This window comes from Kitasatospora humi (genome assembly GCF_020907985.1).
Classification (GTDB): Bacteria; Actinomycetota; Actinomycetes; order Streptomycetales; family Streptomycetaceae; genus Kitasatospora; species Kitasatospora humi.
Window position 1 is genome coordinate 98,950 of record NZ_JAJJPA010000013.1, and the last position, 21,658, is coordinate 120,607.

The 21,658-nt window shown below is 73.2% G+C and carries 19 protein-coding genes; 8 read left to right on the forward strand and 11 right to left on the reverse strand.

The features are described 5' to 3' along the window. Positions 1–22 precede the first annotated feature (22 nt). The 4 genes from LN042_RS15370 (at position 23) to LN042_RS15385 (ending at position 6,744) form a co-directional block, all read left to right on the forward strand. Entirely contained in the window at positions 23–2,248 is a 2,226-nt protein-coding gene (locus LN042_RS15370) for an MMPL family transporter (protein WP_230051765.1), read from the forward strand. Between the two features lie 69 nt (positions 2,249–2,317). Then, complete coding sequence (locus tag LN042_RS15375) at positions 2,318–3,061, forward strand: PIG-L deacetylase family protein (protein WP_230051766.1); 744 nt, start codon at positions 2,318–2,320, stop codon at positions 3,059–3,061. Between the two features lie 169 nt (positions 3,062–3,230). Beyond that, positions 3,231–3,941: an NADPH-dependent F420 reductase gene (locus LN042_RS15380; RefSeq protein WP_308191814.1), complete on the forward strand. Its 711-nt coding sequence runs from the start codon at positions 3,231–3,233 to the stop codon at positions 3,939–3,941. Between the two features lie 157 nt (positions 3,942–4,098). Next, positions 4,099–6,744, forward strand: a complete 2,646-nt coding sequence (locus LN042_RS15385) for a SpoIIE family protein phosphatase (protein ID WP_230051831.1) — start codon at positions 4,099–4,101, stop codon at positions 6,742–6,744. A gap of 243 nt (positions 6,745–6,987) precedes the next feature. Here LN042_RS15385 and LN042_RS15390 read toward each other — a convergent pair whose 3' ends face one another. From LN042_RS15390 to LN042_RS15425, 8 genes are all read right to left on the reverse strand, one after another. Continuing rightward, positions 6,988–8,898 carry a putative Ig domain-containing protein gene (locus LN042_RS15390; RefSeq protein ID WP_230051767.1) on the reverse strand — a complete coding sequence of 637 codons (1,911 nt, stop codon included), beginning with the start codon at positions 8,896–8,898 and terminating at the stop codon, positions 6,988–6,990. A 366-nt stretch (positions 8,899–9,264) separates the two neighbouring features. After that, a complete protein-coding gene (locus tag LN042_RS15395) occupies positions 9,265–10,014 on the reverse strand; it encodes a thioesterase II family protein (protein WP_230051768.1) in 750 nt (249 codons plus the stop codon). A 32-nt stretch (positions 10,015–10,046) separates the two neighbouring features. Beyond that, positions 10,047–11,087 carry a 2-dehydropantoate 2-reductase gene (locus LN042_RS15400; RefSeq protein WP_230051769.1) on the reverse strand — a complete coding sequence of 347 codons (1,041 nt, stop codon included), beginning with the start codon at positions 11,085–11,087 and terminating at the stop codon, positions 10,047–10,049. Continuing rightward, on the reverse strand, positions 11,087–11,701 hold the full coding sequence (locus LN042_RS15405; protein WP_230051770.1) for a TetR/AcrR family transcriptional regulator: 615 nt from the start codon (positions 11,699–11,701) through the stop codon (positions 11,087–11,089). Before LN042_RS15405 ends, LN042_RS15400 begins: the two co-directional genes overlap by 1 nt. A gap of 36 nt (positions 11,702–11,737) precedes the next feature. After that, positions 11,738–12,553, reverse strand: a complete 816-nt coding sequence (locus LN042_RS15410) for a class II aldolase/adducin family protein (protein ID WP_230051771.1) — start codon at positions 12,551–12,553, stop codon at positions 11,738–11,740. A gap of 94 nt (positions 12,554–12,647) precedes the next feature. After that, positions 12,648–14,312, reverse strand: a complete 1,665-nt coding sequence (locus tag LN042_RS15415) for a hypothetical protein (RefSeq protein WP_230051772.1) — start codon at positions 14,310–14,312, stop codon at positions 12,648–12,650. Then, positions 14,309–15,004 (reverse strand): ABC transporter ATP-binding protein, encoded by a 696-nt coding sequence (locus LN042_RS15420; RefSeq protein WP_230051773.1) that lies wholly within the window; start codon positions 15,002–15,004, stop codon positions 14,309–14,311. The genes LN042_RS15415 and LN042_RS15420 overlap by 4 nt, the downstream gene beginning before the upstream one ends. A gap of 143 nt (positions 15,005–15,147) precedes the next feature. After that, on the reverse strand, positions 15,148–15,702 hold the full coding sequence (locus tag LN042_RS15425) for an RrF2 family transcriptional regulator (protein ID WP_230051774.1): 555 nt from the start codon (positions 15,700–15,702) through the stop codon (positions 15,148–15,150). A 158-nt stretch (positions 15,703–15,860) separates the two neighbouring features. Here LN042_RS15425 and LN042_RS15430 point away from each other — a divergent pair, with 158 nt between their 5' ends. Next, positions 15,861–16,607, forward strand: coding sequence for an SDR family oxidoreductase (locus LN042_RS15430; protein ID WP_230051775.1), 747 nt, complete (start codon positions 15,861–15,863; stop codon positions 16,605–16,607). 147 nt (positions 16,608–16,754) lie between these two features. Here LN042_RS15430 and LN042_RS15435 read toward each other — a convergent pair whose 3' ends face one another. Next, positions 16,755–17,357, reverse strand: a complete 603-nt coding sequence (locus LN042_RS15435) for a TetR/AcrR family transcriptional regulator (protein WP_230051776.1) — start codon at positions 17,355–17,357, stop codon at positions 16,755–16,757. 107 nt (positions 17,358–17,464) lie between these two features. On the opposite strand from LN042_RS15435, the gene LN042_RS15440 reads away from it, so the two are divergent. Next, complete coding sequence (locus LN042_RS15440; RefSeq protein ID WP_230051777.1) at positions 17,465–18,637, forward strand: FAD-dependent monooxygenase; 1,173 nt, start codon at positions 17,465–17,467, stop codon at positions 18,635–18,637. Between the two features lie 271 nt (positions 18,638–18,908). Continuing rightward, entirely contained in the window at positions 18,909–19,430 is a 522-nt protein-coding gene (locus LN042_RS15445; RefSeq protein WP_230051778.1) for a DUF402 domain-containing protein, read from the forward strand. A gap of 145 nt (positions 19,431–19,575) precedes the next feature. Here the strand turns inward: LN042_RS15445 and LN042_RS15450 are convergent, their stop codons facing one another. Continuing rightward, positions 19,576–20,403: an SDR family oxidoreductase gene (locus LN042_RS15450; protein WP_230051779.1), complete on the reverse strand. Its 828-nt coding sequence runs from the start codon at positions 20,401–20,403 to the stop codon at positions 19,576–19,578. 40 nt (positions 20,404–20,443) lie between these two features. Then, entirely contained in the window at positions 20,444–21,040 is a 597-nt protein-coding gene (locus LN042_RS15455; RefSeq protein ID WP_230051780.1) for a P-loop NTPase family protein, read from the reverse strand. Between the two features lie 106 nt (positions 21,041–21,146). Between LN042_RS15455 and LN042_RS15460 the strand changes: the two genes are divergently transcribed. Further along, entirely contained in the window at positions 21,147–21,641 is a 495-nt protein-coding gene (locus LN042_RS15460; RefSeq protein ID WP_230051781.1) for a macro domain-containing protein, read from the forward strand. Positions 21,642–21,658: the final 17 nt, after the last annotated feature.

Below are 21,658 nucleotides of genomic sequence, written 5' to 3' on the forward strand. Positions count from 1 at the left end.
CTCCAGACTGGAGCCCTCCGCCATGCCGACCCTGCTCCACCGCCTCGGGCGGCTCGCCCACCGCCACCGACGGCGCGTCCTGGCCCTCTGGCTGGCGGTGATCGCCGCGGCCGTCGGCTGCATGCTCGCCTTCGGCGGCCCCGGCAAGCTCGACGACACCTTCACCATCCCCGGCTCCGAGTCGCAGCAGGCGCTGGACCGGTTGAAGACCGACTTCCCGGCGTTCTCCGGCACCAGCGCCCAGGTGGTCTTCACCGCCCCGGCCGGCCACCAGGTCACCGACCCGCCCGAGCAGGCCGCGATCCACGCCGCGCTCACCGCTGCCCGGTCCGCGCCCCAGGTGGCCAAGGTGGTCGACCCGGCCGCCGCGCACACCGTCTCCGCCGACGGCAGCACCGCGATCGCCCAGGTGCAGTACGAGGTCACCTCCGGCGGGCTGAAGTCCGACTCGGTGGACCGGCTGCGCACGGCAGTGGACGGCGCCCGGCAGTCCGGCCTCGACGTCCAGGTCGGCGGCAACGCGCTCAACCAGAGCAAGGCCAAGCAGGGAGCCGGCGACCTGATCGGCGTCGCCGTGGCCCTGCTCGTCCTGGCGCTGACCTTCGGCTCGCTGCTCAGTGCCGGACTGCCGCTGCTCAGCGCCCTGGTCGGGGTGGTCGCCGTGATCGCCGGAGTGCTCGCCTTCACCGGCGTCACCTCGGTGTCCTCCACCGCGCAGAGCCTGGCGCTGATGATCGGACTGGCGGTCGGCATCGACTACGCCCTCTTCATCGTCAGCCGGCACCGAGCCCAACTCGCGGACGGCACCGCACCCGAAGAGTCGGCAGCGCTGGCCGTCGGCACCGCCGGCAGCGCCGTGGTCTTCGCCGGCCTCACCGTGGTGATCGCCATGGCCGGCCTCAGCGTGATCGGCATCCCCTACCTGACCGTCATGGGCCTGAGCGCCGCCGGGGCGGTCCTCATCGCCGTGCTGGTCGCGATCACCCTGCTGCCCGCCCTGCTCGGATTCGCGGGTGCCCGGCTGATACCCCGGCCCGGCAGCCGGGCGATGCGCCGCGAACGGACCCCGGCCCGCACCGGCGGCGGCCCGGCCAACGCGGGGGAGCGCTGGTTCCGCCTGGTCACCCGCCGTCCGCTGGTCACCACCGCCCTGGTACTGGCCGCCGTCGGAGCCCTCGCCTGGCCCGCGCACAGCCTTCGGATGGCGCTGCCCGACAACGGCACCGCGCCCGCCCACTCCTCGCAGCGCCTCGCCTACGACCGGATCAGCCAGGAGTTCGGCCCCGGTTTCAACGGTCCGCTGCTGGTGCTGGCCGACACTTCGCACAGCGCCGACCCGGCCGTTGCCACCCGCACCATCGTCAACGGGATCAAGGCACTGCCCGGCGTCAGCGCGGTCGGCGATCCGGTCGCCGACCCCGCCACCCGCACCGCGCTGATCCAGGTGGTCCCCACCGGCGGCCCCGCGGACCAGTCGACCAAGGACCTGGTCTCGACGATCCGCGGCGACGCCGCCACCATCACCCGGCAGACCGGTGCCACCATCGGCGTCACCGGCACCACCGCCGTCGGCATCGACGTCTCGGCCAAGCTCAACGCGGCGCTGATCCCCTTCGCCTCGGTGGTGGTCGGCCTGTCGTTGCTCCTGCTGCTGCTGGTCTTCCGCTCGCTGGTGGTGCCGCTGAAGGCCGCCGCCGGGTTCCTGCTCTCCATCGCGGCCACCCTGGGCGCCGTGGTCGACGTCTTCCAGTGGGGCCACTTCGCCGACCTGATCGGGGTGGACAAGGCCGGGCCGGTGAGCAGCTTCCTGCCGATCATCCTGCTCGCGGTGCTCTTCGGGCTGGCCATGGACTACGAGGTGTTCCTGGTCTCCCGGATGCGCGAGGCCCAGGTGCACCACCGGCAGCCACTGCGCGCGGTGCACGAGGGCGCCCGGCACAGCGCCAGGGTGGTCACGGCCGCCGCGCTGATCATGATCGCGGTGTTCGCCTCCTTCCTGGGGTCGGACTCCCTGATGCTCAAGCAGATCGCCCTCGCCCTGGCGATCGGGGTGGCGCTGGACGCCTTCGTGATCCGGATGACCTTCGTGCCGGCCGTGCTCGCCCTCACCCGGCACGCCGCCTGGTGGCTGCCGCGCCGGCTGGACCGGCTGCTGCCCGACCTCGACATCGAGGGCGAAGGGCTGCGGCGCCGCACCGGGGAGCCCGGGGCGACGGTGCACCGGCTGCACACGACCGCCGGCCACTGAGCCGCGGGGCGGGGCGGGTTCGGATGATATGACGGAATCGACAGATCATCAGATCCGAGGAGTGCCGCCATGTCCGAGCCCGCCCCGACCCCGCTCCAGCCGCTCGACGAGGACTGGGACCGCGCCCTCGCCGTGGTCGCCCATCCGGACGACATGGAGTACGGCGCGGCGGCGGCCGTGGCCCGCTGGACCGCCCAGGGCAAGAGCGTCGTCTACGCCATGGTGACCAGCGGCGAGGCCGGCATCGACGGGCTCGACCCGGCCGAGTGCCGGCCGCTGCGCGAGGCCGAGCAGATCGCCTCGGCCGCCCTGGTCGGGGTGGACACCGTGGAGTTCCTGCACCACCCCGACGGCGTCCTGGAGTACGGGCTACCGCTGCGCCGGGACATCGCCCGGCTGATCCGCCGGCACCGCCCGGAGATCGTGATCACCACCAACTTCCGTGACACCTACGGTGGCGTGATGCCCAACCAGGCCGACCACATCGCCGCCGGCCGGGCCACCCTGGACGCGATCCGGGACGCCGGCAACCGCTGGGTCTTCCGCGAGCTGCTGGCGGAGGGCCACCAGCCCTGGGACGGCGTGCGCCAGCTCTGGGCGGCCGGCTCCCCGCTCGGCGAGCACGGGGTGGACACCACCGACCACTTCGAGGCCGGCGTCGCCTCGCTGGAGGCGCACGCCGCCTACCTGGCCGGGCTGAGCGGCCAGATGGGTGATGCCCGGGAGTTCCTGGAGGGGATGAGCCGGGAGAGCGGCTCCCGGCTGGGCACCCGGTTCGCGGCCTCCTTCGAGGTGCTGCGGCTGAAGTTCTGACCGTGACGCTGCTGTGATGCTGTCGTGACGCGGCCGTGATGCGGCCTTGACGCACAGGCTGCCCGGTGACGGACGGTGGCGTTCGGTCCCCTGAGGTTCCGACCTGAAAATCTGACTTCGAGGTTTCTGCGGCGTGGCGGAAATAGCCTTCCGGGCGCGCCGGTTGACGATCACCGAGCAGAGCGGCCGCAACCGCCGCGCAGCACCCGAGGAGCGGACCATGAAGATCGGCATCATCGGCGCCGGAAACATCGGCGGCAATCTCACCCGGCGGTTCACCGCCCTCGGCCACCAGGTGGCGGTGGCCAACTCGCGCGGCCCGCAGACCCTGACCGAGCTCGCCGCCGAGACCGGCGCCACCCCGGTGCCGATCACCGAGGTGGCCAAGGGCGCCGAACTGGTGGTGGTCACCGTCCCGCTGAAGGCCGTGCCGAAGCTGCCCAAGGACGTCTTCGCGGGCGCGGCCGACGGCCTGGTCGTCGTCGACACCGGCAACTACTACCCGCAGCGCGACGGCCGGATCGCCGGGATCGAGGACGACGGCCTGACCGAGAGCCGCTGGACCGAGCGGCAGCTCGGCCACCCGGTGGTCAAGGCCTTCAACGAGACCTATGCGCAGGACCTGCTGGAGCGGCCGCGCCCGGCCGGCGACCCGGAGCGGATGGCCCTGCCGGTGGCCGGTGACGACGCGGCGGCCAAGCGGACGGTGCGGGCCCTGATCGAGGAAATGGGCTTCGACACCGTGGACGCCGGCGGGCTCGACGAGTCCTGGCGCCAGCAGCCCGGCACCCCGGCCTACGGCATGCGGGCCGGCGTCGCGGAGGTCACCAAGGCGCTGGCCGAGGCGAGCCCGGAACGCCCGGCGGACTTCCGCGCCTGAGCGGGAGACGGGCCCCGGGGTCCGGGCGTTCCGTGGGGGAGGCCCGGGCCCCGGTGGCCTCGTGGGCGAGCCGGTGCGGTGATTCGGCGCCGCCGCGCCCCGGCGGTCCCGGTGGCCCCGGCGCGCGATTCGGCGTAGATATGGGCCCATGGCCCGGATGAAGCGGACGCGGGTGCGCAGCCTGGCCGGGCAGGTGTTCGCGCTCCAGGTGCTGGTGGTGTTGCTGCTGGTCGTGGCCGCAGTGACCGCCTTGGTGCTGCAATCGAGTTACGACAGCACTGACGAAGCGCGCAACCGCTCGGTCGCCGTCGCCCAGACCTTCGCCAACGCGCCCGGCACCGCCGCGGCGATCCAGTCGCCCGACCCCACGGCGATCCTGCAGCCCAAGGCCGAGGCCGCCCGGGTCGGCTCCGGCGTCGACTTCGTCGTGGTGATCAACACCGACGGCATCCGCCTCACCCATCCGCTGCCCAACCGGATCGGCAAGAAGTTCGTCGGCAACTACGAGCCGGCGCTGCACGGCCAGGTGGTGACCGAGCAGATCAACGGCACCATCGGCCGACTGGAGCAGGCCATCGTGCCGGTGCACGCCAACAACGGCACGGTGGTCGGCGCGGTCTCGGCCGGCATCACCATCAGCAGGGTCACCAATGTGGTGGACAACCAGCTGCCGTTGGTGCTCGGCGCGGCGGGCGGTGCGCTGGTCCTGGCCACCATCGGCACCGCGCTGGCCAGCCGCCGGCTGCGTCGTCAGACCCGCGGCCTCGGCCCGGTCGAGATGACGCGGATGTACGAGCACCACGACGCCGTGCTGCACGCCGTCCGCGAGGGCGTGCTGATCATCAGCACGGCCCGGCGCGGCCCCGACACCCTGCTGCTCGCCAACGACGAGGCCCGCCGGCTGCTCGGCCTGCCCGTCGATGCCGAAGGCCGGGCGGTCACCGACCTCGGGCTGGACCGCCGCGCCACCGACCTGCTCACCTCGGGGCGTGCCGTCAACGACGAGGTGCTGGTCAGCCAGGACCGGCTGCTGGTGGTCAACATCCGGACCACCGACCAGGCCGGCGGCCCGCCCGGCAGCGTGGTCACGCTGCGCGACTCGACGGAACTGCACACCGCGTCCGACCGCGCCGAGGCCGCCGGCCGCCGCCTCACCCTGCTCTACGACGCCTCGGTGGCCATCGGCACCACCCTGGACATCACCCGTACCGCCGAGGAGCTGGCCGAGGTGGCGGTGCCGCGGTTCGCCGACGTGGTCACCGTGGACCTGGCCGAGCCGGTGCTGTCCGGTGAGGAGCCGGTCCCCGAGGACAGCCTGCGGATGCGGCGGGTGGCGCTGCACGGCACCGCGCCGCACGACCCGCAGGCGTACTACCCGGTCGGCGAGTCCATCACCGTGCGGCGTGCCTCGCCGCAGGGCCGCAGTCTGGGCACCGGCCGCGCGGTGCTCGACACCGACCTGCCGAACTCGCCCGAATGGCAGGCCCAGGACCTGCGGCGGTCCGCCGCCGTGCTGGCCACCGGGGCGCACTCGGTGATTAGGGTGCCGCTGCGGGCACGCGGGGTGCAGCTGGGCATGGCCAAGTTCTGGCGCGGGGGCGAGTCGGCGCGCTACGAACCCGACGACCTCTCGCTGGCCGAGGAGCTCGGCGCCCGGGCCGCCGTCTGCATCGACAACGCCCGCCGCTACACCCGCGAGCACGGCATGGCGGTGACCCTGCAGCGCAGCCTGCTGCCCCGGGGCCTACCCGAGCAGACCGCCCTGGATGTCGCCTCCCGCTACCTGCCGGCGCAGGCCGGGGTGGGCGGCGACTGGTTCGACCTGATCCCGCTGCCCGGCGCCCGGGTCGCGCTGGTGGTCGGCGACGTGGTCGGCCACGGCCTGCACGCGGCCGCCACCATGGGCCGGCTGCGCACCGCGGTGTACAACTTCGCGATGCTCGACCTGCCGCCCGACGAGCTGCTCTCGTACCTGGACGAGCTGGTCTCCCGGCTCGACCAGCAGCAGCGCCAGGAGCCCGGCGGCAGCGACGCGGTGACCGGCGCGGGCTGCCTGTTCGCCGTCTACGACCCGGTGACCCGCCAGTGCGCCGTCGCCCGGTCCGGTCACCCGCCGCCCGCGGTGGTGCACCCGGACGGCTCGGTCGAGTTCCCCGAGGTCCCCGCCGGACCGCCGCTCGGCGTCGGCGGGCTGCCGTTCCTGGCGGCCCAGCTGGAGCTGGCCGAGGGCAGCCGGCTGGTGCTCTACACCGACGGCCTGCTGGAGGACCGCCGCCGCGACCTGGAGACCGGCCTGGAGCTGCTGCGCCAAGCCCTCCAGCGCTCCGGCCCGGACCCGGAGCAGACCTGCGAGACGGTGCTGGCCGAACTGCTGCCCGCCCATCCCAACGATGACGTCGCCCTGCTGGTCGCCCGCACCCGGGTGCTGCCCGCCGACCGGGTGGCGCACTGGCAGGTGCCCTCCGACCCGGCCGCGGTGCGCGAGGTGCGGGCCGGGGTCAGCCGCCAACTGGACACCTGGGGCCTGGAAGAGCAGGCGTTCACCACCGAGCTGATCCTCAGCGAGCTGCTCACCAACGCGATCCGCTACGGCGTCGAGCCGATCACCGTGCGGCTGCTCTTCGACCGGCTGCTGACCTGCGAGGTGTCCGACGGCAGCAGCACCTCCCCGCACCTGCGCTACGCGGCCGAGTCCGACGAGGGCGGTCGCGGCCTCTTCCTGGTCGCCCAGTTCGCCGAGCGCTGGGGCACCCGCTACACCGCGAACGGCAAGGTGATCTGGGCCGAGCAGGAGGTGAGCTGAGGGAGCGCTTGGTCAGCCGGCGCGCCGCCCGGGGTAGCTGAGTGAGCGCTTGGTCAGCCGCCGCGCCGCCCGGGGCGGCCGGGTGAGCGCACGGCCGGCCCGCGGCCGGAAGGGCGACCGGAGCGCTCGGGTGCGGCGCTCCGGGGGAGCACTCGCGGTGCGGAGTGTGGCCGGGGGGACCGGCGCCGGACAGGCCGGAGGGCCGTGGCGGCTGCCACGGCCCTCCGGTTGGGCGATCGAGCGTCAGGAGGCGTTGAGCGCGGTGTCGTCGATCACGAAGCTGGTCTGCAGCGAGGAGTCCTCGGTGCCGGTGAACTTCAGGGTCACGGTCTGACCGATGAAGGAGGAGAGGTTGAAGGTCTTCTGCACGTAGCCGGAGTTGGCGTTGACGTTGGAGTAGGTGGCCAGGTTGGTGGAGTTGGCCTGGACCGTCAGCTTGTCGTAGGCGGTGCTGCCGCTCTCGGCGGTGTCGATGTGCAGCCAGAAGCTGAAGCTGGCGCTCTTGCAGCTGGCCGGGATGGTGACGGTCTGCGACAGGGTGTCGGTGTGGGTGGTGCCGTAGCCGTCCAGCCAGGCCTTCCAGGAGCCGCTGTGGGCCGGCTCGCCGCTGGAGTTGTCGATCACGCCGGCGGTGGCGGTCCACGGCGACGCGCTACCGGTCTCGAAGCCCGGGTTGCCGATCAGCTGGCCGGCGGTGCAGCCGCCACCGCCGCCGGAGCCGGAGATGGTCCAGCTGAACGACGCGCTACCGGAGGCACCGGTGCTGTCCTTGGCGGTCACGGTCACCGAGGAGGTGCCCGCGGTGGTCGGGGTGCCCGTGATGTCACCGGAGGAGCTGATCGACAGGCCGGCCGGCAGGCCGGTGGCCGAGTAGGTCAGGGTCTGGCCGGAGGCCGAGTCGGTCGCGCTCAGCTGCAGGTTGACCGCGGTGCCCACGGTGCCGCTCTGGCTGCCCGGGTTGGTCACCGTGACGGTGTTGCCGCCGCCGCCACCACCGTTGACGATCGGGTGCGAGATGGCGCAGGCGTTGGTGTCGTTGGACCAGCTGGCCTGCTCCGGGTAGGTGCCGAAGGAGCCGAACGAGACGTTGGCCGCGCCGCCCGCCGTGCCGGGGGAGAGCCAGGCGCACTCGTCGGAGTTCTCCTGGCCGTTGAAGGAGCTGCCGCTCTGCTGGTTGGTCCAACCACCGGCCGGGTTCATGTCGGACATCATCTCGTGCCACTCGTGGCCCAGGGTGATGGTCCAGCCGTCAAGGGTGCCAGGAGAGTTGACGAAACCGACGCCGCAGCCCGCACCCGAGTCCATGTTGTAGGGCTGGTTGCTGAACGCGATGTCGCCGTAGGGCGAGTTGACCGCGCCGCCGGTGAGCGAGGAGTCACCGGTGTAGTCGTGCCAGGCGCAGTACTGGTTCTGGTAGTTGTCCGGGTTGGTGCCGTGCGGGGAGAGGATCACGTAGTAGGCGTTGCGGTTGGAGCCCGACGCCGTGTTGCCGAAGTGGGCCGCCGCCTTGACGGCTTCCTGGCCCAGTTGGTTGCCGGTCGCGGCGCTCGGCGAGGCGGCCGAGGTGTCCTCCCAGACGCCGGACAGCACACCGCCGGTCTGGTACGGGATGAAGTTGGCGTTCGACGGGCAACTGGTCGCGCCGGCCGAGACGTTGGGGCCGTCACACCACTGGGTCAGGTCGGCCGACCAGAGCTCGCCGTTGGTGCCGATGCCCTTGAACATCTGCTGGGCCGCCGAGGCCGCGCTGTCCGGGTCGCCGGAGAAGGTCGCGTTGCCGTTGCCGTCGGTGCCCTGAGTGCCCCACTGGGAACCGTAGAACACCAGGTAGACCTTGGCGTGGCCGCTGTTGACGCCGACGCCGTCGATGCCGCCGCCGTAGGACAGCGTCTCGGGGCCCGTGGCCACGTTGGGCGTCGGGTGGCCGGCGTCCCACGACTTCATCTTGGCGTTCTGCTGGATGGTCGGGATCACCCCGTGCCGGTACGAGTGCTCGTACGACGGGTTGTAGGGGTTCGCGGCCGACTGGCCGGTGGCCGGCGAGGCGCCGGCCGGAGACGCGGCAGCGGTCATGGCGACACCGGTGATCAGCGACAGTGCTGCCACACCGGTCAGGGCCGCTCTGGCGGCACCGCGGATCTGGGGAGTACCCATCTGTGGGGGGAGTCCTCTCTCCTGCACACCGCCAACGTGCCTGGTGGGCACGGGCGGTCGGCTCTGTGGGGTCGGGCTGCGAGAGGCGCACTGGGGGAGCCGGCCGGCATGACGCACGGGTCCGGCCTGGAGTGCTGGATGGCACTGAGCCTAGGGGCGCGGCTGGTTGGGGGTGCGCACCGCGCGAGTGGGGGAGTGTCAAACTTGCCTGCTGCGGCAACTGTCGTCAGTCGCCAGGCAGTTGGTGCGCCGTTCGCTGCCGTGAAGCAAAGCAGAGTTGGCAAGTCGCGGTCAACGGGGCGAACGCCAAATTCGTGCCCCGACCGACCGATCGGTCGCGATGATCGCCGGTAGCGGAGCCGACCGCTACCGGATTTCCAGCCGGCCGAGCAGGTCGCTCAGCAACTCCTCGGTGTGGTCCGCGAGATAGAAGTGGCCGCCGGTGAAGGAGCGCAGCGCGAACGGGCCGTTGGTGCGCTCGGCCCAGGCCGCCACGCCTGCCTCGTCCACGTACTGCTCGGCGTCGCCCAGGTAGCCGACCACCGGCAGCTCCAGGGGCGCGGCGCCCGGCTCCGGCTGGTAGCCGTCCACCACCGAGTAGTCGTTCCGCAGGATCGGCAGGATCAGTTCCAGCAGTTCCGGGTGCTTGTGGAACTCCGCGTCGGTGCCGCCGAGTTCGGTGAGATCGGCGATCAGCTCGCGGTCGGTGGCGTTCGCCAGCCCGCGCTTGGTCTCATGACCGGGGGCCGGGCGGCTGGAGAGGAACACCGCCCGCAGCGCCGGGTGACCGGCCAGCCGGCGCGCCGTCTCATAAGCCACCATGGCGCCCATGCTGTGGCCGAAGAAGGCCAGCGGGGCACCGGTGAGCGTGGCGCAGGCCTCGGCGATCGGGTCCGCCAGCCCGGTGATCGAGCCGACCAGCGGCTCCCGGAACCGGTCCTCCCGGCCCGGATAGCGCACCGCGAGCACCTCCACGCCGGCCGGGACGGCCTTGCCCCACGGGCGGAAGTAACCGGCCGAGCCGCCCGCGTGCGGGAAGCAGAGCAGCCGCAGCCGGGGAGTGGCCGTCGCCGGCGTGAGGCACCGGAACCACTGCTCGGCCGTCGCGCTGCCCATGCCTGCCCACTCCCCCGTCGATCTTGTCCGGGTCAGCGTACCGTGCGGACCTCGGCGAGCAACCCCGGCCCGGACCAAGGCCGCGCCCGGCCCGGTGCGGCGCGCTCCGCCTCCCGGACCAGCTCCAGCAGGCGGGCGTTGGCCGGAGCCGTCAGACCGTGCTCGGCGGCCAGCGCGACGATCTCGCCCTGCAGACTGGCGATCTCGGTGGGCCGCCCGCGCCGCAGGTCCTCCCACATCGAGGAGCGGGCCTGGGCGTCCACCCGCAGGCTCGCCGCCGCCAACCGCCGGAACACTTGGTCCGGCAGCCCGAGCAGCCGGGCCGTGACCGGCGCGGGGAACGGCCCCAGCCGCGCCACCGACAGCCCCGCCGCCCGGAACGCGGCCAGCCCCTCCAGCTGGCAGAGCGCCAGGCAGCGCCGGAACGCCCGCTGCCCGAGCTGGTCCCGGAGCGGCAGCCCGGACAGCGCGTTGATCGCGTTGTTGAGGTTGACCAGCAGTTTGGCTCGCTGGACCGCCCCGATGTCCGCGGCCGTCCGGGCCGCCAGCCCCGATGCCGTCAGCACGGTCACCAGGGCGCCCGCCGCCGGCTCGTCCGCCAGCGTCAACGCTCCCGCCGTGCCCCGGTGGAAGGTGCCCGGCGCGGTCTGCAGCACGTTGTACGGCACCATGCCCGCCAGGACCGTGTGCCGCGGCAGCGCCGCCCGCAGCACCTGGGGGTTGTGCAGGCCGTTCTGGAAGCTGACCACCACGGTCGGCCGCCCGCCCAGTGCCCGCGCCAACTCCTCGGCGGCCGCCGCGGTGGCGGCGCTCTTCACCGTGACCAACACGTAGTCCGCCCCGGCGGCCGCCGCCGCACCGGTCGCCACCATGAACTCCCCGGGCGGCACCACCCGGGGCGGTCGGTCACCATCGGACAGGGTGAGCCCGTCGGCCAGCGCGTCCAGCACGGCCGGCCGGCCGATCAGCGTGACATCGGCGTGCGCCGCGAGGTGACCGCCCAGGTAGCAGCCCACGCTCCCGGCGCCGAAGACGGCGATCTTCGGTCTGCGAGGTGCCGTCCGTGGTGCCATCAGTGCGCCCTCTCCTCGGTGACCGCCGCCAGCAGCGGAGCCAGGAACCGCCGCTCCAGTGCGCCCGGTGGCAGCTCCTCGGGCTCCACGTAGCTCTGCGCCAGCCCGCCCTCGCGCAACGCGATCAGCAGCCGGGCGACCTCCTCGGCCGGCACGGTCAGCGCCAGCCCGGCCCGCGCCAGGCAGGCCGTCAGCCCCTGCGCCAGTGCCTCGCGCAGGCTCGCGTCGTGCCGGGCCAGCACCCAGGCCGCCTGCGGATCCCGGATCGCGTGCAGGGTGAACTCGGTGGTCACCAAGTACCAGTCCCGCTCGGCCGGTTCGACCACCGAGATCAGCTCGACCAGCCGGGGCAGCGTCAACTCCCCGGCCGGCACCGCACCCAGCGCCGCGTCCAGCCGTTCCAGGATGTGCTTGCTGTGCTGGTCGAACAGCGCGAGGAACAGCTCTTCCTTGCTGCTGAAGTTGGAGTAGAACGCGCCCCGGGTGAAGCCGGCGGCGGCGCAGACCTGCTCGATGGTCGCGGCCTGGAAACCGTGCTCGGCGAAGACGGCCAGCGCGGCGTCCAGCAGCGCCGCCCGGGTGCGCGGGCGGCGCTTGGTGGTGCCCTTCGGCATGCTCGGGTCCTTCGGTTTCGGGGGCCTGCTGCCGGCTCAGTTCACCAGATCCGGGTCCGACGCCAGGATCTGGTCGAACAGCGGCTGGGCCTGGAACCAGCCGGCCAGCGGTCCGCCGAGCTGCTCCCGGGACTGCAGCGCGGTCTCGTGGTCGATCAGGTGCGGCGCGCCGGCGGCCATCGCCAGCAGCTGCGCCTGGCAGGACCGCTCCATGGTGATGAACCACCAGACCGCCTCGGCCACCGTCGAACCCACCGTCAGCAGGCCGTGGTTGGCGAGGATCACCGCCTTGTGCGGGCCGAGTGCCGCGCCGATCCTCTTGCCCTCCTCCTCCTCGGTCACCACGCCGCGGAAGTCCGCGTAGAGGCCGTGGTCCTGGTAGAAGGCGCAGGCGTCCTGGGTGATCGGGTCGAGCGGGAGGCGCAGGCTGGAGAACGCCTTGCCGTGCAGCGAGTGCGAGTGCGCCGCCGCGACCACGTCCGGCCGGGCCGCGTGCACCGCGGAGTGGATCACGAACGCCGCCTTGTTCACCAGCCGCCGCCCGGACAGCAGGTTGCCCTGGTGGTCGACCAGCAGCAGGTCCGACGCCTTGATCATGTTGAACGACATGCCGAACGGATTGACCCAGAACCAGTTCGGGTTCTCCGGGTCGCGCACCGTGATGTGACCGGCCACGCCCTCGGAGAAGCCGAACTTGCCGAACAGTCGGAACCCGGCCGCCAACTGCTCCTTGCGGTACTGCCGTTCCTCCTCGACGGTGTCGAAGCTCGGCGGCAGCGGGATGACCGGGTCGGTCGGGGTCGGGCCGATCAGGCCGGCAACGGGCTCGGTGTCCTCGATGGGCGCACTCATGGCGGGTCCCTTCGGAGCGGAGGCTGGCCCCGAAAAAGATACGCCCGCGTATCCGATGCGACAATGCATCCGATCGCCCTCATCGCACCCTCGGCTACTGCGCCGTCAGCTTCCCCGCTCGCTCCCAGCCCCAGTAGCCCAGCACCGCGGCCAGCGCCAGCCCCAGCACGCCCACGGGAACGCAGGCCGTGCTGGTGTCGGTCCGCACCGCGTCCGACAGCGGCGCCGACAGCACCAGCACCGTCAGCGCCGGCCCCGCCGCGTACCAGGCGGCGAACACCAGCGGTCCGGTGCCACCGCCCGCGCCCTTCGCCGGCGAGTAGATCAGGTCGCGCCGCATCACTCCCCGGCAGGCGTTCACCAGGCCGGCCGCCACCAGCGCCGGCACCAGCACCGGCGCCAGCCAGACCGCCGGGCCGCCCCCGGCCAGCGTCACCGCCAGCGCCGCCAGGACGGCGAGCAGGCCACCCAGCACCACCGGCACGATCGCGTGCCGCAGCATCAACCCGGTGATCCGGTACGGCGACCAGGAGGAGCGCCGCAGATCGTCGGTATCGACCCGGGCCGGCTCCAGCAGCTGCGCCACCGCCAGGTACCCGAAGAGCAACGCCGCCCCCGACGCCACCCAGGCCGGCAGCCCGCGGCTGTCGTGCGCCGGCACCGCGCAGAGCATCGCCGGCCCGGTCAGCAGCACCGCCCGCCCCAGCCGGGACGGCGCCCGCAGCAGTGCCGTCGCATCCCGCCACGGCACGATCAGCCACTTCTGCCGTGGCACCGGCAACCGCAGCCGGTGCCACGGCCGCGAGCCGCCGGCACTGCTGACGGCCAGCCGGGCAGCCCGCAGCTCCACCTTGCGCAGCGCGGCCAGCACGCCCGCGGCCGTCCGCGCCCGCTCGCGCAGCCGGTGCAGCGGGATCGCCGCCGCCGTTCGGTCCGCGAGCACCAGCGCCGCCCCGGTGCCGCCGACCAGCAGCGCCGCCGCCACCCAGGCCCCGGGCACGGCCGCCCGGGTCGGCCCGAGCGCCGCGATCCCGGCCCACCCCCACGGCCCCGACCACAGCTCACCGCGTTCCAGCCACCCCACCCGGTGCCCCGCCACCGCGAACCCGCACTGCACCGCCAGCCCCAGCACCGCCAGCACCACGGCCGGCGTCAGCCGGCGCACCCAGTGCGCGGCCCGGTCGCTGCGCTCCACCCAGACCGCCGCGCTGGTGGCCAGCAGCGGCACGCAGAGCCCGCCGACCAGGCACCAGCCGAACGCCGCCGCCAGCCCCACCCGGTCCATCAGCCCCAGCGCCACCATCGCACCGCAGGTGGCCAGCAGCCCCGGAAAGGCAGCCAGCGCACAGGAGAGCCAGAACCAGGGCCGCAGCACCGGCCGGGGTCGCACCGGATGCGCCAGCAGCCAGTCCATCGCGGCCCGCGGCGGCACCACCGGCCCGCGCCACATCGCATCCCGCAGCACGACCAGGAGCGTGCCGAGTGCGACCGCCGTCACGCCGGCGGGTAGCGCCGCGAGCAACTGGCCGCCGTGCCCGGTGTAGTCGGCGCCCATCCGCTGCTGCAGGAACAGCCCCAGACTCGGCATCCCACCCCAGACCACCAGCGCCAGCAGCACGCAGTAGAGCGCGAACGCCAGCTGCTTGGCCCGGCCCGCCCGGTGCGGGGCCCGCAGCCGGCGCAGCAGCGCCAACGCCTCCGGAGTCCAGTCGTCCGCCTCCGTCCAGGGCGCGGGCACCTCGGTCCGCGAGGCCGTCACCGGACACCCGCCCGGGCCAGCACCTCGTCCGCCGGACCCTCGGCCAGCACCCGGCCGTCCTCCAGCACCACCACCCGGTCGGCCACGTCACGCGCCAGGTCGGCGTGGTGGGTGACCAGCAGCACCGCCACCCCGTCGGCCAGCTCGCCACGCAGCAACTCGGCCAACTTCCGCCGGGCCTCCGGGTCGAGGCGCTGCTCCGGCTCGTCCAGCAGCAGCAGGTCACGCGGCCGCACCAGCGCGCAGGCCAGCAGCAGCGCCTGCAACTGCCCCGAGGAGAGCGCCGACGGCAGCACGTCGGCCCGCTCGGTGAGCAGCCGGTCGGCGAGGACCTGGGCCACCCACTCCTGCGGGTCGGCCACCCCGTGCGCGACGGCGACCAGCAGCAGGTGCTCGCGCACGGTCAGGTCCGGGTAGTGCGCCACCGTGTCGCCGACCACCGCCACGCGGGCGCGGATCCGCGGGTCGTTCTCGTCCATCGGCAGCCCGTCGAACCACACCGTCCCCGCCGTCGGCCGCTCCCGCCCGGCGGCCACCCGCAGCAGCGTCGACTTGCCCGAGCCGTTGTGCCCGAGCAGTGCCACGCACTCGCCCGCCGCCAGCGACAGGCTGATCGGATGCAGCGCCATCCGGTCGTCGTAGCAGCGACTCACCTTGGACAACTGCAGGAGTGCCTTGGATTTCTCGGCCATCAGTGGGGTGCCTCTCGATGTGCGGTCGATAAACACTAGCGAGCCCCGCTGAGAGGGCCGGCCGGGCGAGCTGCCGCCCGATCGGCCGCCGCACACGCTCCGTCGTGCGCGTCGTCACCCGGAGAGGACGATCCCGTCGCGTCCTATGCCGTGCCCGCCCCCGGGCGCCCCGTCCCGGTGCGCCCCGTCCCCGTACCCGTGCTCGTTCCTGTCCCCGTGGTTCCCGTGCCTGCGCCCGTCAGCCGCCGGCGGGTGTGGGCCTGGGCGCCGGCCGGGAGCGTGGCGAGGATGTCGGCGATCGAGGTGCTCGCGAGGGTGGTCCGCCAGGCCTCGTGGGCCTCGGCCATCTTGGCGGCCAGGATGCAGGTGTGGCGGCACTGGTCGGGTGACAGCGCGCCCTGACCCTGCTGGCGGATCTCCCGGCACTCGTAGGGCGAGGCCGCGCCGTCGACCGCCTCGACGATCTGCAGCAGTGTGATCTCCTCCGGCCGCCGGGCCAGCCGGAATCCACCCCGGGGGCCTGTCGACGCGGCCAGTACCCCGGCCTTGACGAGCGGTTGGAGCTGCTTGGCGAGGTACGGCGCCGGGACGTCGAAGTACAGCGCGAGCTGCGCCGCCGATGCCGTCGCCCCGGCTTCGAGCTGGGCCAGCGTGGTGGTGCAGTGCAGGACCCACTCGGTACTCACGGGCAACTTCATGGCCGTCAGTCTAGCCGGGGCGAGCCCATTGAAGACATTGCGGATGTCTTTAGTCCGAGATAGCCTGGCGCAGCCGGTCCGGGCGATCCCGGATCCGGCGCAAGCGGAGATCGACAGATCGACAGATCAACAGGCAGAGACCGATTGGGGAGACGATCATGCGAATCGCAGTCGCCGGTGCGACCGGGAACATCGGGGCCCGCACCGCTGCCGCGCTGGAGCGCGACGGGCACGAGGTCGTCCGGATCAGCCGCGCACTTGGTGTGGACCTGGTGACCGGTGAGGGGCTCGACGCCGCACTGGCCGGGGTGGCCGCCGTCGTCGACGCCATCAGCCCGCCGGTGCTCGATCGCGATGAGACGGTGGCGTACCTCGGCGCCGCCACCCGCAACCTGCTCGCCGCCGGGGAGCGCGCCGGCGTTCGCCACCATGTGCTGCTCTCGATCGCCGGTATGGACCGGATCGCCGGCAACGCCCACTACGCGGGCAAGTGCGAACAGGAGAGGCTGGTGGCCGCCGGCCCGCTGCCGTGGACCATCGTCCCGGCCACCCAGTTCCACGACTTCGCCGAGATGGTGGTGGGTTGGACCGAACACGATGGCGCCGCCCTCGTGCCCCCGCTGCTGCTCCAGCCGATCGCCCCGGACGACGTGGCCGCCATCCTGGCCGAGTTGGTGGTGGGCGGGGCGCGGGGCCGCCACCCCGACATCGCCGGCCCCGAAGCGCAGGACCTGGTCGACATGGCCCGCCGCACCCTTGCCGTGCGCGGCCGCACGGTGAAGCTGCGGCCCACCTGGGACGGTCCGTTCGGCCCGGCGGCAGCGGGCAACGTCCTGCTGCCGGGCGAGGGAGCCCGGATCGCGCCGACCACGTTCGACGAATGGCTGGCGCAGCAGCAGGTCTGACGGAGGGTCAGTCGGCCTTCCCGGCCGCGACGGCACGGTCTCCGCTGGGCGGGGCAATGCTTTCCGTTCCCATGGTCTGGGCAGCTGACCCCGACGGCGACCGTGACGCCGGCTTCCACCGGTGGGTGCCGTCGGTCGACGGGCCCGTCAGCGCCCGCCCGGCAGCAGGGCGTCGAGGTAGCCGCCCACCTCCGCGCGCAGCTCCGACCGATTCAGTGGATGCCCACTTCCGCTGCCCACCGCCGAGTTGAACAGCACACCGTCGCACCAGCGGACCAGTCGGCGGGCGTCCGCCTCCGGGGCGGTCGAGCCGCAGCGGGCCAGCAGGGTCGCTGCGAAGTCCACGAATCCGGCACCCAACTTGTCGTAGACCGCGCGTAGTTCGGGGCGGCGGGTGGCCTCCAGGGCGAGTTCGAAGCGGGCGATGGTCAGGGCGCGCCCGGTGGTGAGCGCCTGGTGCAGCGAGTCGGCGGCCAGCTCCGCGAGCAGCTCGCGCGGTTCACCGTTCAGTTGGACGGTCGGCTCGGCCGCGCCGTCGGGTGCCTCCAGGTCCGCGATCCGGGTGATCGCCAGCTCCAGCAGTGCCGCCCTGGTCCGCGCCAGGTTGGAGGTCGAGCCGGTGGGCAGCCCGGCGGCCTCGTCCACCGCCCGGTGGGTCAGCCCCCGCAGGCCGCGTTCGGCGATCAGCGCGACCGCCGTGTCGGCGATCAACGTCGGGCGGCCGGGCTTGGGGTGCTGGGACTGCTTCATGGCTCCGATCATCGCTGTTCCGCTCCCTCGGCCTCAAACCTCACTACATCCGTAGTATCGTCGACATGCAATGCGAACTACGCCTGTAGTATTCCGGGGGTTGGATCATGGAAGCAATCGTCATCGGCGGCGGAATCGGCGGCCTTGCCGCCGCCTTCGCCCTGCACCGCCTCGGCCACCAGGTCACGGTGCACGAGCGGGCCGCCTCCCTCGAACCCGTCGGTGCCGGCCTCGCCGTGGCCCCCAACGCCCTGCGGGCCCTGGATCGGCTCGGCGTCGGCGACCGCCTGCGCGCACACGCCGGCCCCGACCACCCCGCCGCCGGCCTGCGCCGTCCTTCCGGTCGCTGGTTGGCCCGCGTCGACCACGACGCCATGGCCGACGTCTTCGGCGACAAGCTGGTGGCCGTGGCCCGCTCGGTGCTGGTCGACACGCTGGCCGCTGCCCTGCCGCCCGGTGCCGTCCGCACCGGCTCGCCGGCCGAACTGCTCGACCACGGCACCGCCGGCCGCCCCGCCGTGGTCCGCACCGCCGACGGCGAGCGGACGGCCGATCTGGTGGTCGGCGCGGACGGCATCCGCTCCGCCACCCGAGCCACCCTCTTCCCGCGCCACCCCGGCCCGCGCTACTCCGGCTTCACCACCTGGCGCACCCTGATCCCCGAGCCGCCGCGCACGCCACCGGCCGTCGGCGAGATCTGGGGGAGTGGGGGACTGGTCGGCGTCGTGCCGCTCCAAGGGGGTCAACTCTACGTGTACGCCGCCGCGTTGGCCGATCATGGCGGCCGCGCCGACGACGGCGACGAACTCGCCGAGCTGCGGCGCCACTTCGGCGGCTGGTGTGAACCCGTACCCGAACTCCTCGCCGCCGCCGACCCGTCGCGGGTGCTGCGGCACGACGTCTGGGAGCTGACCGACCCGCTTCCCGCCCACCACCACGGCCGGGTCGCGCTCCTCGGCGACGCCGCCCACGCCATGTCCCCGTTCCAGGGGCAGGGCGCCTGCCAGGCCATCGAGGACGCCCTGGTCCTCGCCGCCACCCTTGGCGCCGACCCCGTCGACCCCGTCGCCGCTCTCCCCGCCTACACCGCCGCCCGCCTGGCCCGCACCACCGCCATCGTCGCCGGCTCCCGTCGGGTGGGCGCCCTGGTGGCCCGCAGTACCCCGGTGGGCGTCCTGGTCCGCGATGCGCTGCTCGCCGCGACGGGGGTGCTGCCGCAGCGCCTGGTGCTCGGTCGGCTGGCGCGCACGTACGGCTGGGAGGCGCCGGTGCTCGGGTAGGCCGCAGCCCTCGCCGGTCCGGGGCGGGCGGTGCGGTGCGGGTCGGCAGGGCCGCGCGGGATGGGACTTGGCTCGCGGGTTGTGAAGCGCGGAGCCGAATGCCCCGAGCTCGTTTGACCGGACACGACAGGTTCGCGGGGCGGTACCTTTCGGCGAGGGCCTGTGCGCGAGGCCCTCCTGCGGCCGGGAACACGTCGCTTGTCGCCGACACTGCCGTCCGGTCGGTCGTCAGCGAGGTGCTGAACTGGGCTGGGCATTGATACCGTGCCCCGTGACCTCCGACGAACGAGTGACCGTTCTGCACAACGACAGGTTGAGGGCAGCAGGAATCCGCCGCGGCAACGTCGTCGCCTACGACTGGGGCTTTCACGAGGACGGGACCGACTACGTCCAGCGCACGTTCGTACTGCTCGACGAGCACATGCAGATCAACCAGCCAGTGATGTTTCCACCGGAGCAGGCCGGCTGGTGGTACTGCGACCTCGTGAGCCTGGAGTGGGGCGGCCCCGGCCATGGTCTTCTGAAGACCCAGGACATGTGGATCGATGTCATCATCGGGCCGCCGGACCACCCCTACCGCCTGCTTGACCTGAATGACTACGCCGACGCCCTCGAGGACGGACGCATCAGTCCCGGCCAGGCCGCTGACGGGCTGAGACGGACGCAGCGCTTCCTCGATCATCGCCTCAATCGCCGGCACGAGGCGACGAGGACATGGCCGGCCTTCCCGCCGACCGAGGTCGGAGAACTCCTCAGTGCGGACCTGCCACGTGACTGGCGCCTGCTGGGCTGACGTCGCGACATCCCGGGGACTTGCTACCCGGAGGCCGCCGGCTGCTGACGCGGCGGGTGCTGGATTTCGTCAGCGGACTGGCCGTCTCCGCGTGAGCCGGCGGCTGCGGCCCCATCACGCCGATGCCATGGCTCCTGGTCCAGGGTCAGTGCTCGCGGCGCAGGAAGTCCCGGGCACCGCGCAGCGCGGTGCGCAGCAGGCGCTGGGTCCGCGTGCTGTCCAGGCGCACGTTCAGCGGTCCCCGGGAGCCGGTGTCGGCGAGGCGGCCGGCGGTCAGCCCGGCGGCGTCCAGTCCGTCGCGGTCGGCGACCAGCAGACCGAGCTCATAGCGGCTGAGGGCATCCGATCCCGCGAGGTGGTGGATGCCCGCATGGTCGGAGGCGCCCAGTTCGAGGAGGGCGCGGGCGAGGTCGGCGACATGGACGGGGCACCGGACGGCATCGGTGAACAGGACGCCGCTGCGCCGCCCGGTGGCCAGGTCGTGGATGAAGGCCTCGTGCGCCGAGCCGCCGTCGCCGATGATCAGCGAGGTGCGGGCGATGGCGGCAGCCGGGACGAACAGGCGGATCGCCGTCTCGGCGGCGGCCTTGGCGGCCCCGTAAGGGGTGATCGGGTCAGGTGTGGCGGATTCGTCGTAGTGGACGTCGGCGCCGGAGAAGACGGCGTCACTGGAGACGTGCACCAGCCGGGAGCCGCACTCATTCGCAGCCATCGCCAGGCGGATCGCGCCGTCGGCCGTGGTCGTCCAATCGGACTGGCGGTAGGCCGCGTTGATGACGACGTCCGGCCGGGTTCCGCGGAGCGCGCGTGTGACCTCCTCGCCACGACCCAGGTCCATGTGCAGCCAGCGGACCCCGGGGAGGTCGCCGGCGCGGGTCGCGAAGGTCGCCGCCACGGCGTGCCCGGCCGCCGAGGCCCGCTGGGCCAACTCGCGGCCCAGGAAGCCGCTACCGCCAACGATCAGGATCTTCATGGTCCACCACGCTAGCCCTGGGACCTGGTGCTGCCGCCCGTCATCCGGCCAGTGCCAGCACCGCGTCCCCCACCTCCGCCACGGACCGGCCGCTGCCCACATCGACGCGGTCCAGGCCCAGTGCGGCGACGGCGTCCAGCATCGCCGCCTGGTAGCGCAGCGTGCGAGCGGTGAACTTGTCCATCAGATGCCGCTCCTGTTCCGTCGCCTGGCCGTAGCGCCCGGCCGTGCGGATCCGGTCGCGGAGCAGGGCGGCATCCCCGGTGAGCCAGACGGCAGCCGTGCCCGGAGCGGTCAGGGTGGCGACGCGGGACGGCCAGAGTGCCGAGCCCTCCAGCACGAGGCCCGCGCCCCCTCCGGTCGCGTATGTCGTGACGAGCTGCTCGATCCGGGGCCACAGCCGCTCGTAGTGGGCGAGCACCGAGGCCAGTAGTTCGTCGACCGTGAGCGTGCTGTAGTGCACGGCGACATGCGCCGGCACCTCCCGCTCGGTCGTCCGCCACGGCCGCCCAGGGTGCCGCGCCAGCCCGTCGGTCGACAGGCAGTCGAAGCCGAGCCGCCGCGCGACGGCCTGGGCGGCGGTCGACTTGCCGACGTTCGATGTGCCACCGATGAGCACGACCCGGGTTGCCCGCATACTGTCGACGCTACCGCTGACCGGGCCCGGTCGGTCCGAGCGGGAGCGGGATCCGGCTGCGTTGAGCTCAGGGCTGCTGTCAGCCGCCGTCGCTACCCTCGGACGCATGAGCGAGACGATCACTTATCGGACCGGAGACGCCACCGCACCGCACGGCGAGGGGCCGAGGGTGATCGCGCACGTGTGCAATGACGCGGGCCGCTGGGGGAGGGGGATCGTGGTGGACATCTCCCGGCGGTGGCCGCAGCCGGAGGAGGCGTTCCGGGGGTGGTACCGGGGGCGGGCGGGGAACGACTTCGGGCTGGGCGCGCTGCAACTGGTCCAGGTGGAGCCCGAGTTGTGGGTGGCGAACATGGTGGGCCAGCACGGGGTGCGCAGCCGGCGCGCACCCGGGGCGCCGGCGCCGGTGCGGTACGAGGCGATCGGGGAGGCGTTGCGGCGGCTCGGGGGCGAGGCGCGGCGGCTCGGGGCGTCCGTGCACATGCCGAGGATCGGGTGCGGGCTGGCGGAGGGGCGCTGGGAGCTGGTGGAGCCGCTGGTGCGGGAGCGGCTGACGGGCCGTGGGGTCCCGGTCACCGTCTACGACCTGGCAGCGGAGTGACCGTGCCGGCTGCCAGA

Excerpts from the sequence above, each read along its gene's own strand:
- LN042_RS15420 (WP_230051773.1), bottom strand. The coding sequence starts at position 15,004 with ATGGCCGAGAAATCCAAGGCACTCCTGCAGTTGTCCAAGGTGAGTCGC.
- LN042_RS15440 (WP_230051777.1), top strand. The coding sequence starts at position 17,465 with ATGGAAGCAATCGTCATCGGCGGCGGAATCGGCGGCCTTGCCGCCGCC.
- LN042_RS15435 (WP_230051776.1), bottom strand. The coding sequence starts at position 17,357 with ATGAAGCAGTCCCAGCACCCCAAGCCCGGCCGCCCGACGTTGATCGCC.
- LN042_RS15370 (WP_230051765.1), top strand. The coding sequence starts at position 23 with ATGCCGACCCTGCTCCACCGCCTCGGGCGGCTCGCCCACCGCCACCGA.
- LN042_RS15395 (WP_230051768.1), bottom strand. The coding sequence starts at position 10,014 with ATGGGCAGCGCGACGGCCGAGCAGTGGTTCCGGTGCCTCACGCCGGCG.
- LN042_RS15450 (WP_230051779.1), bottom strand. The coding sequence starts at position 20,403 with ATGAAGATCCTGATCGTTGGCGGTAGCGGCTTCCTGGGCCGCGAGTTG.
- LN042_RS15385 (WP_230051831.1), top strand. The coding sequence starts at position 4,099 with ATGAAGCGGACGCGGGTGCGCAGCCTGGCCGGGCAGGTGTTCGCGCTC.
- LN042_RS15390 (WP_230051767.1), bottom strand. The coding sequence starts at position 8,898 with ATGGGTACTCCCCAGATCCGCGGTGCCGCCAGAGCGGCCCTGACCGGT.
- LN042_RS15460 (WP_230051781.1), top strand. The coding sequence starts at position 21,147 with ATGAGCGAGACGATCACTTATCGGACCGGAGACGCCACCGCACCGCAC.
- LN042_RS15375 (WP_230051766.1), top strand. The coding sequence starts at position 2,318 with ATGTCCGAGCCCGCCCCGACCCCGCTCCAGCCGCTCGACGAGGACTGG.
- LN042_RS15410 (WP_230051771.1), bottom strand. The coding sequence starts at position 12,553 with ATGAGTGCGCCCATCGAGGACACCGAGCCCGTTGCCGGCCTGATCGGC.
- LN042_RS15430 (WP_230051775.1), top strand. The coding sequence starts at position 15,861 with ATGCGAATCGCAGTCGCCGGTGCGACCGGGAACATCGGGGCCCGCACC.
- LN042_RS15425 (WP_230051774.1), bottom strand. The coding sequence starts at position 15,702 with ATGAAGTTGCCCGTGAGTACCGAGTGGGTCCTGCACTGCACCACCACG.
- LN042_RS15455 (WP_230051780.1), bottom strand. The coding sequence starts at position 21,040 with ATGCGGGCAACCCGGGTCGTGCTCATCGGTGGCACATCGAACGTCGGC.
- LN042_RS15405 (WP_230051770.1), bottom strand. The coding sequence starts at position 11,701 with ATGCCGAAGGGCACCACCAAGCGCCGCCCGCGCACCCGGGCGGCGCTG.
- LN042_RS15400 (WP_230051769.1), bottom strand. The coding sequence starts at position 11,087 with ATGGCACCACGGACGGCACCTCGCAGACCGAAGATCGCCGTCTTCGGC.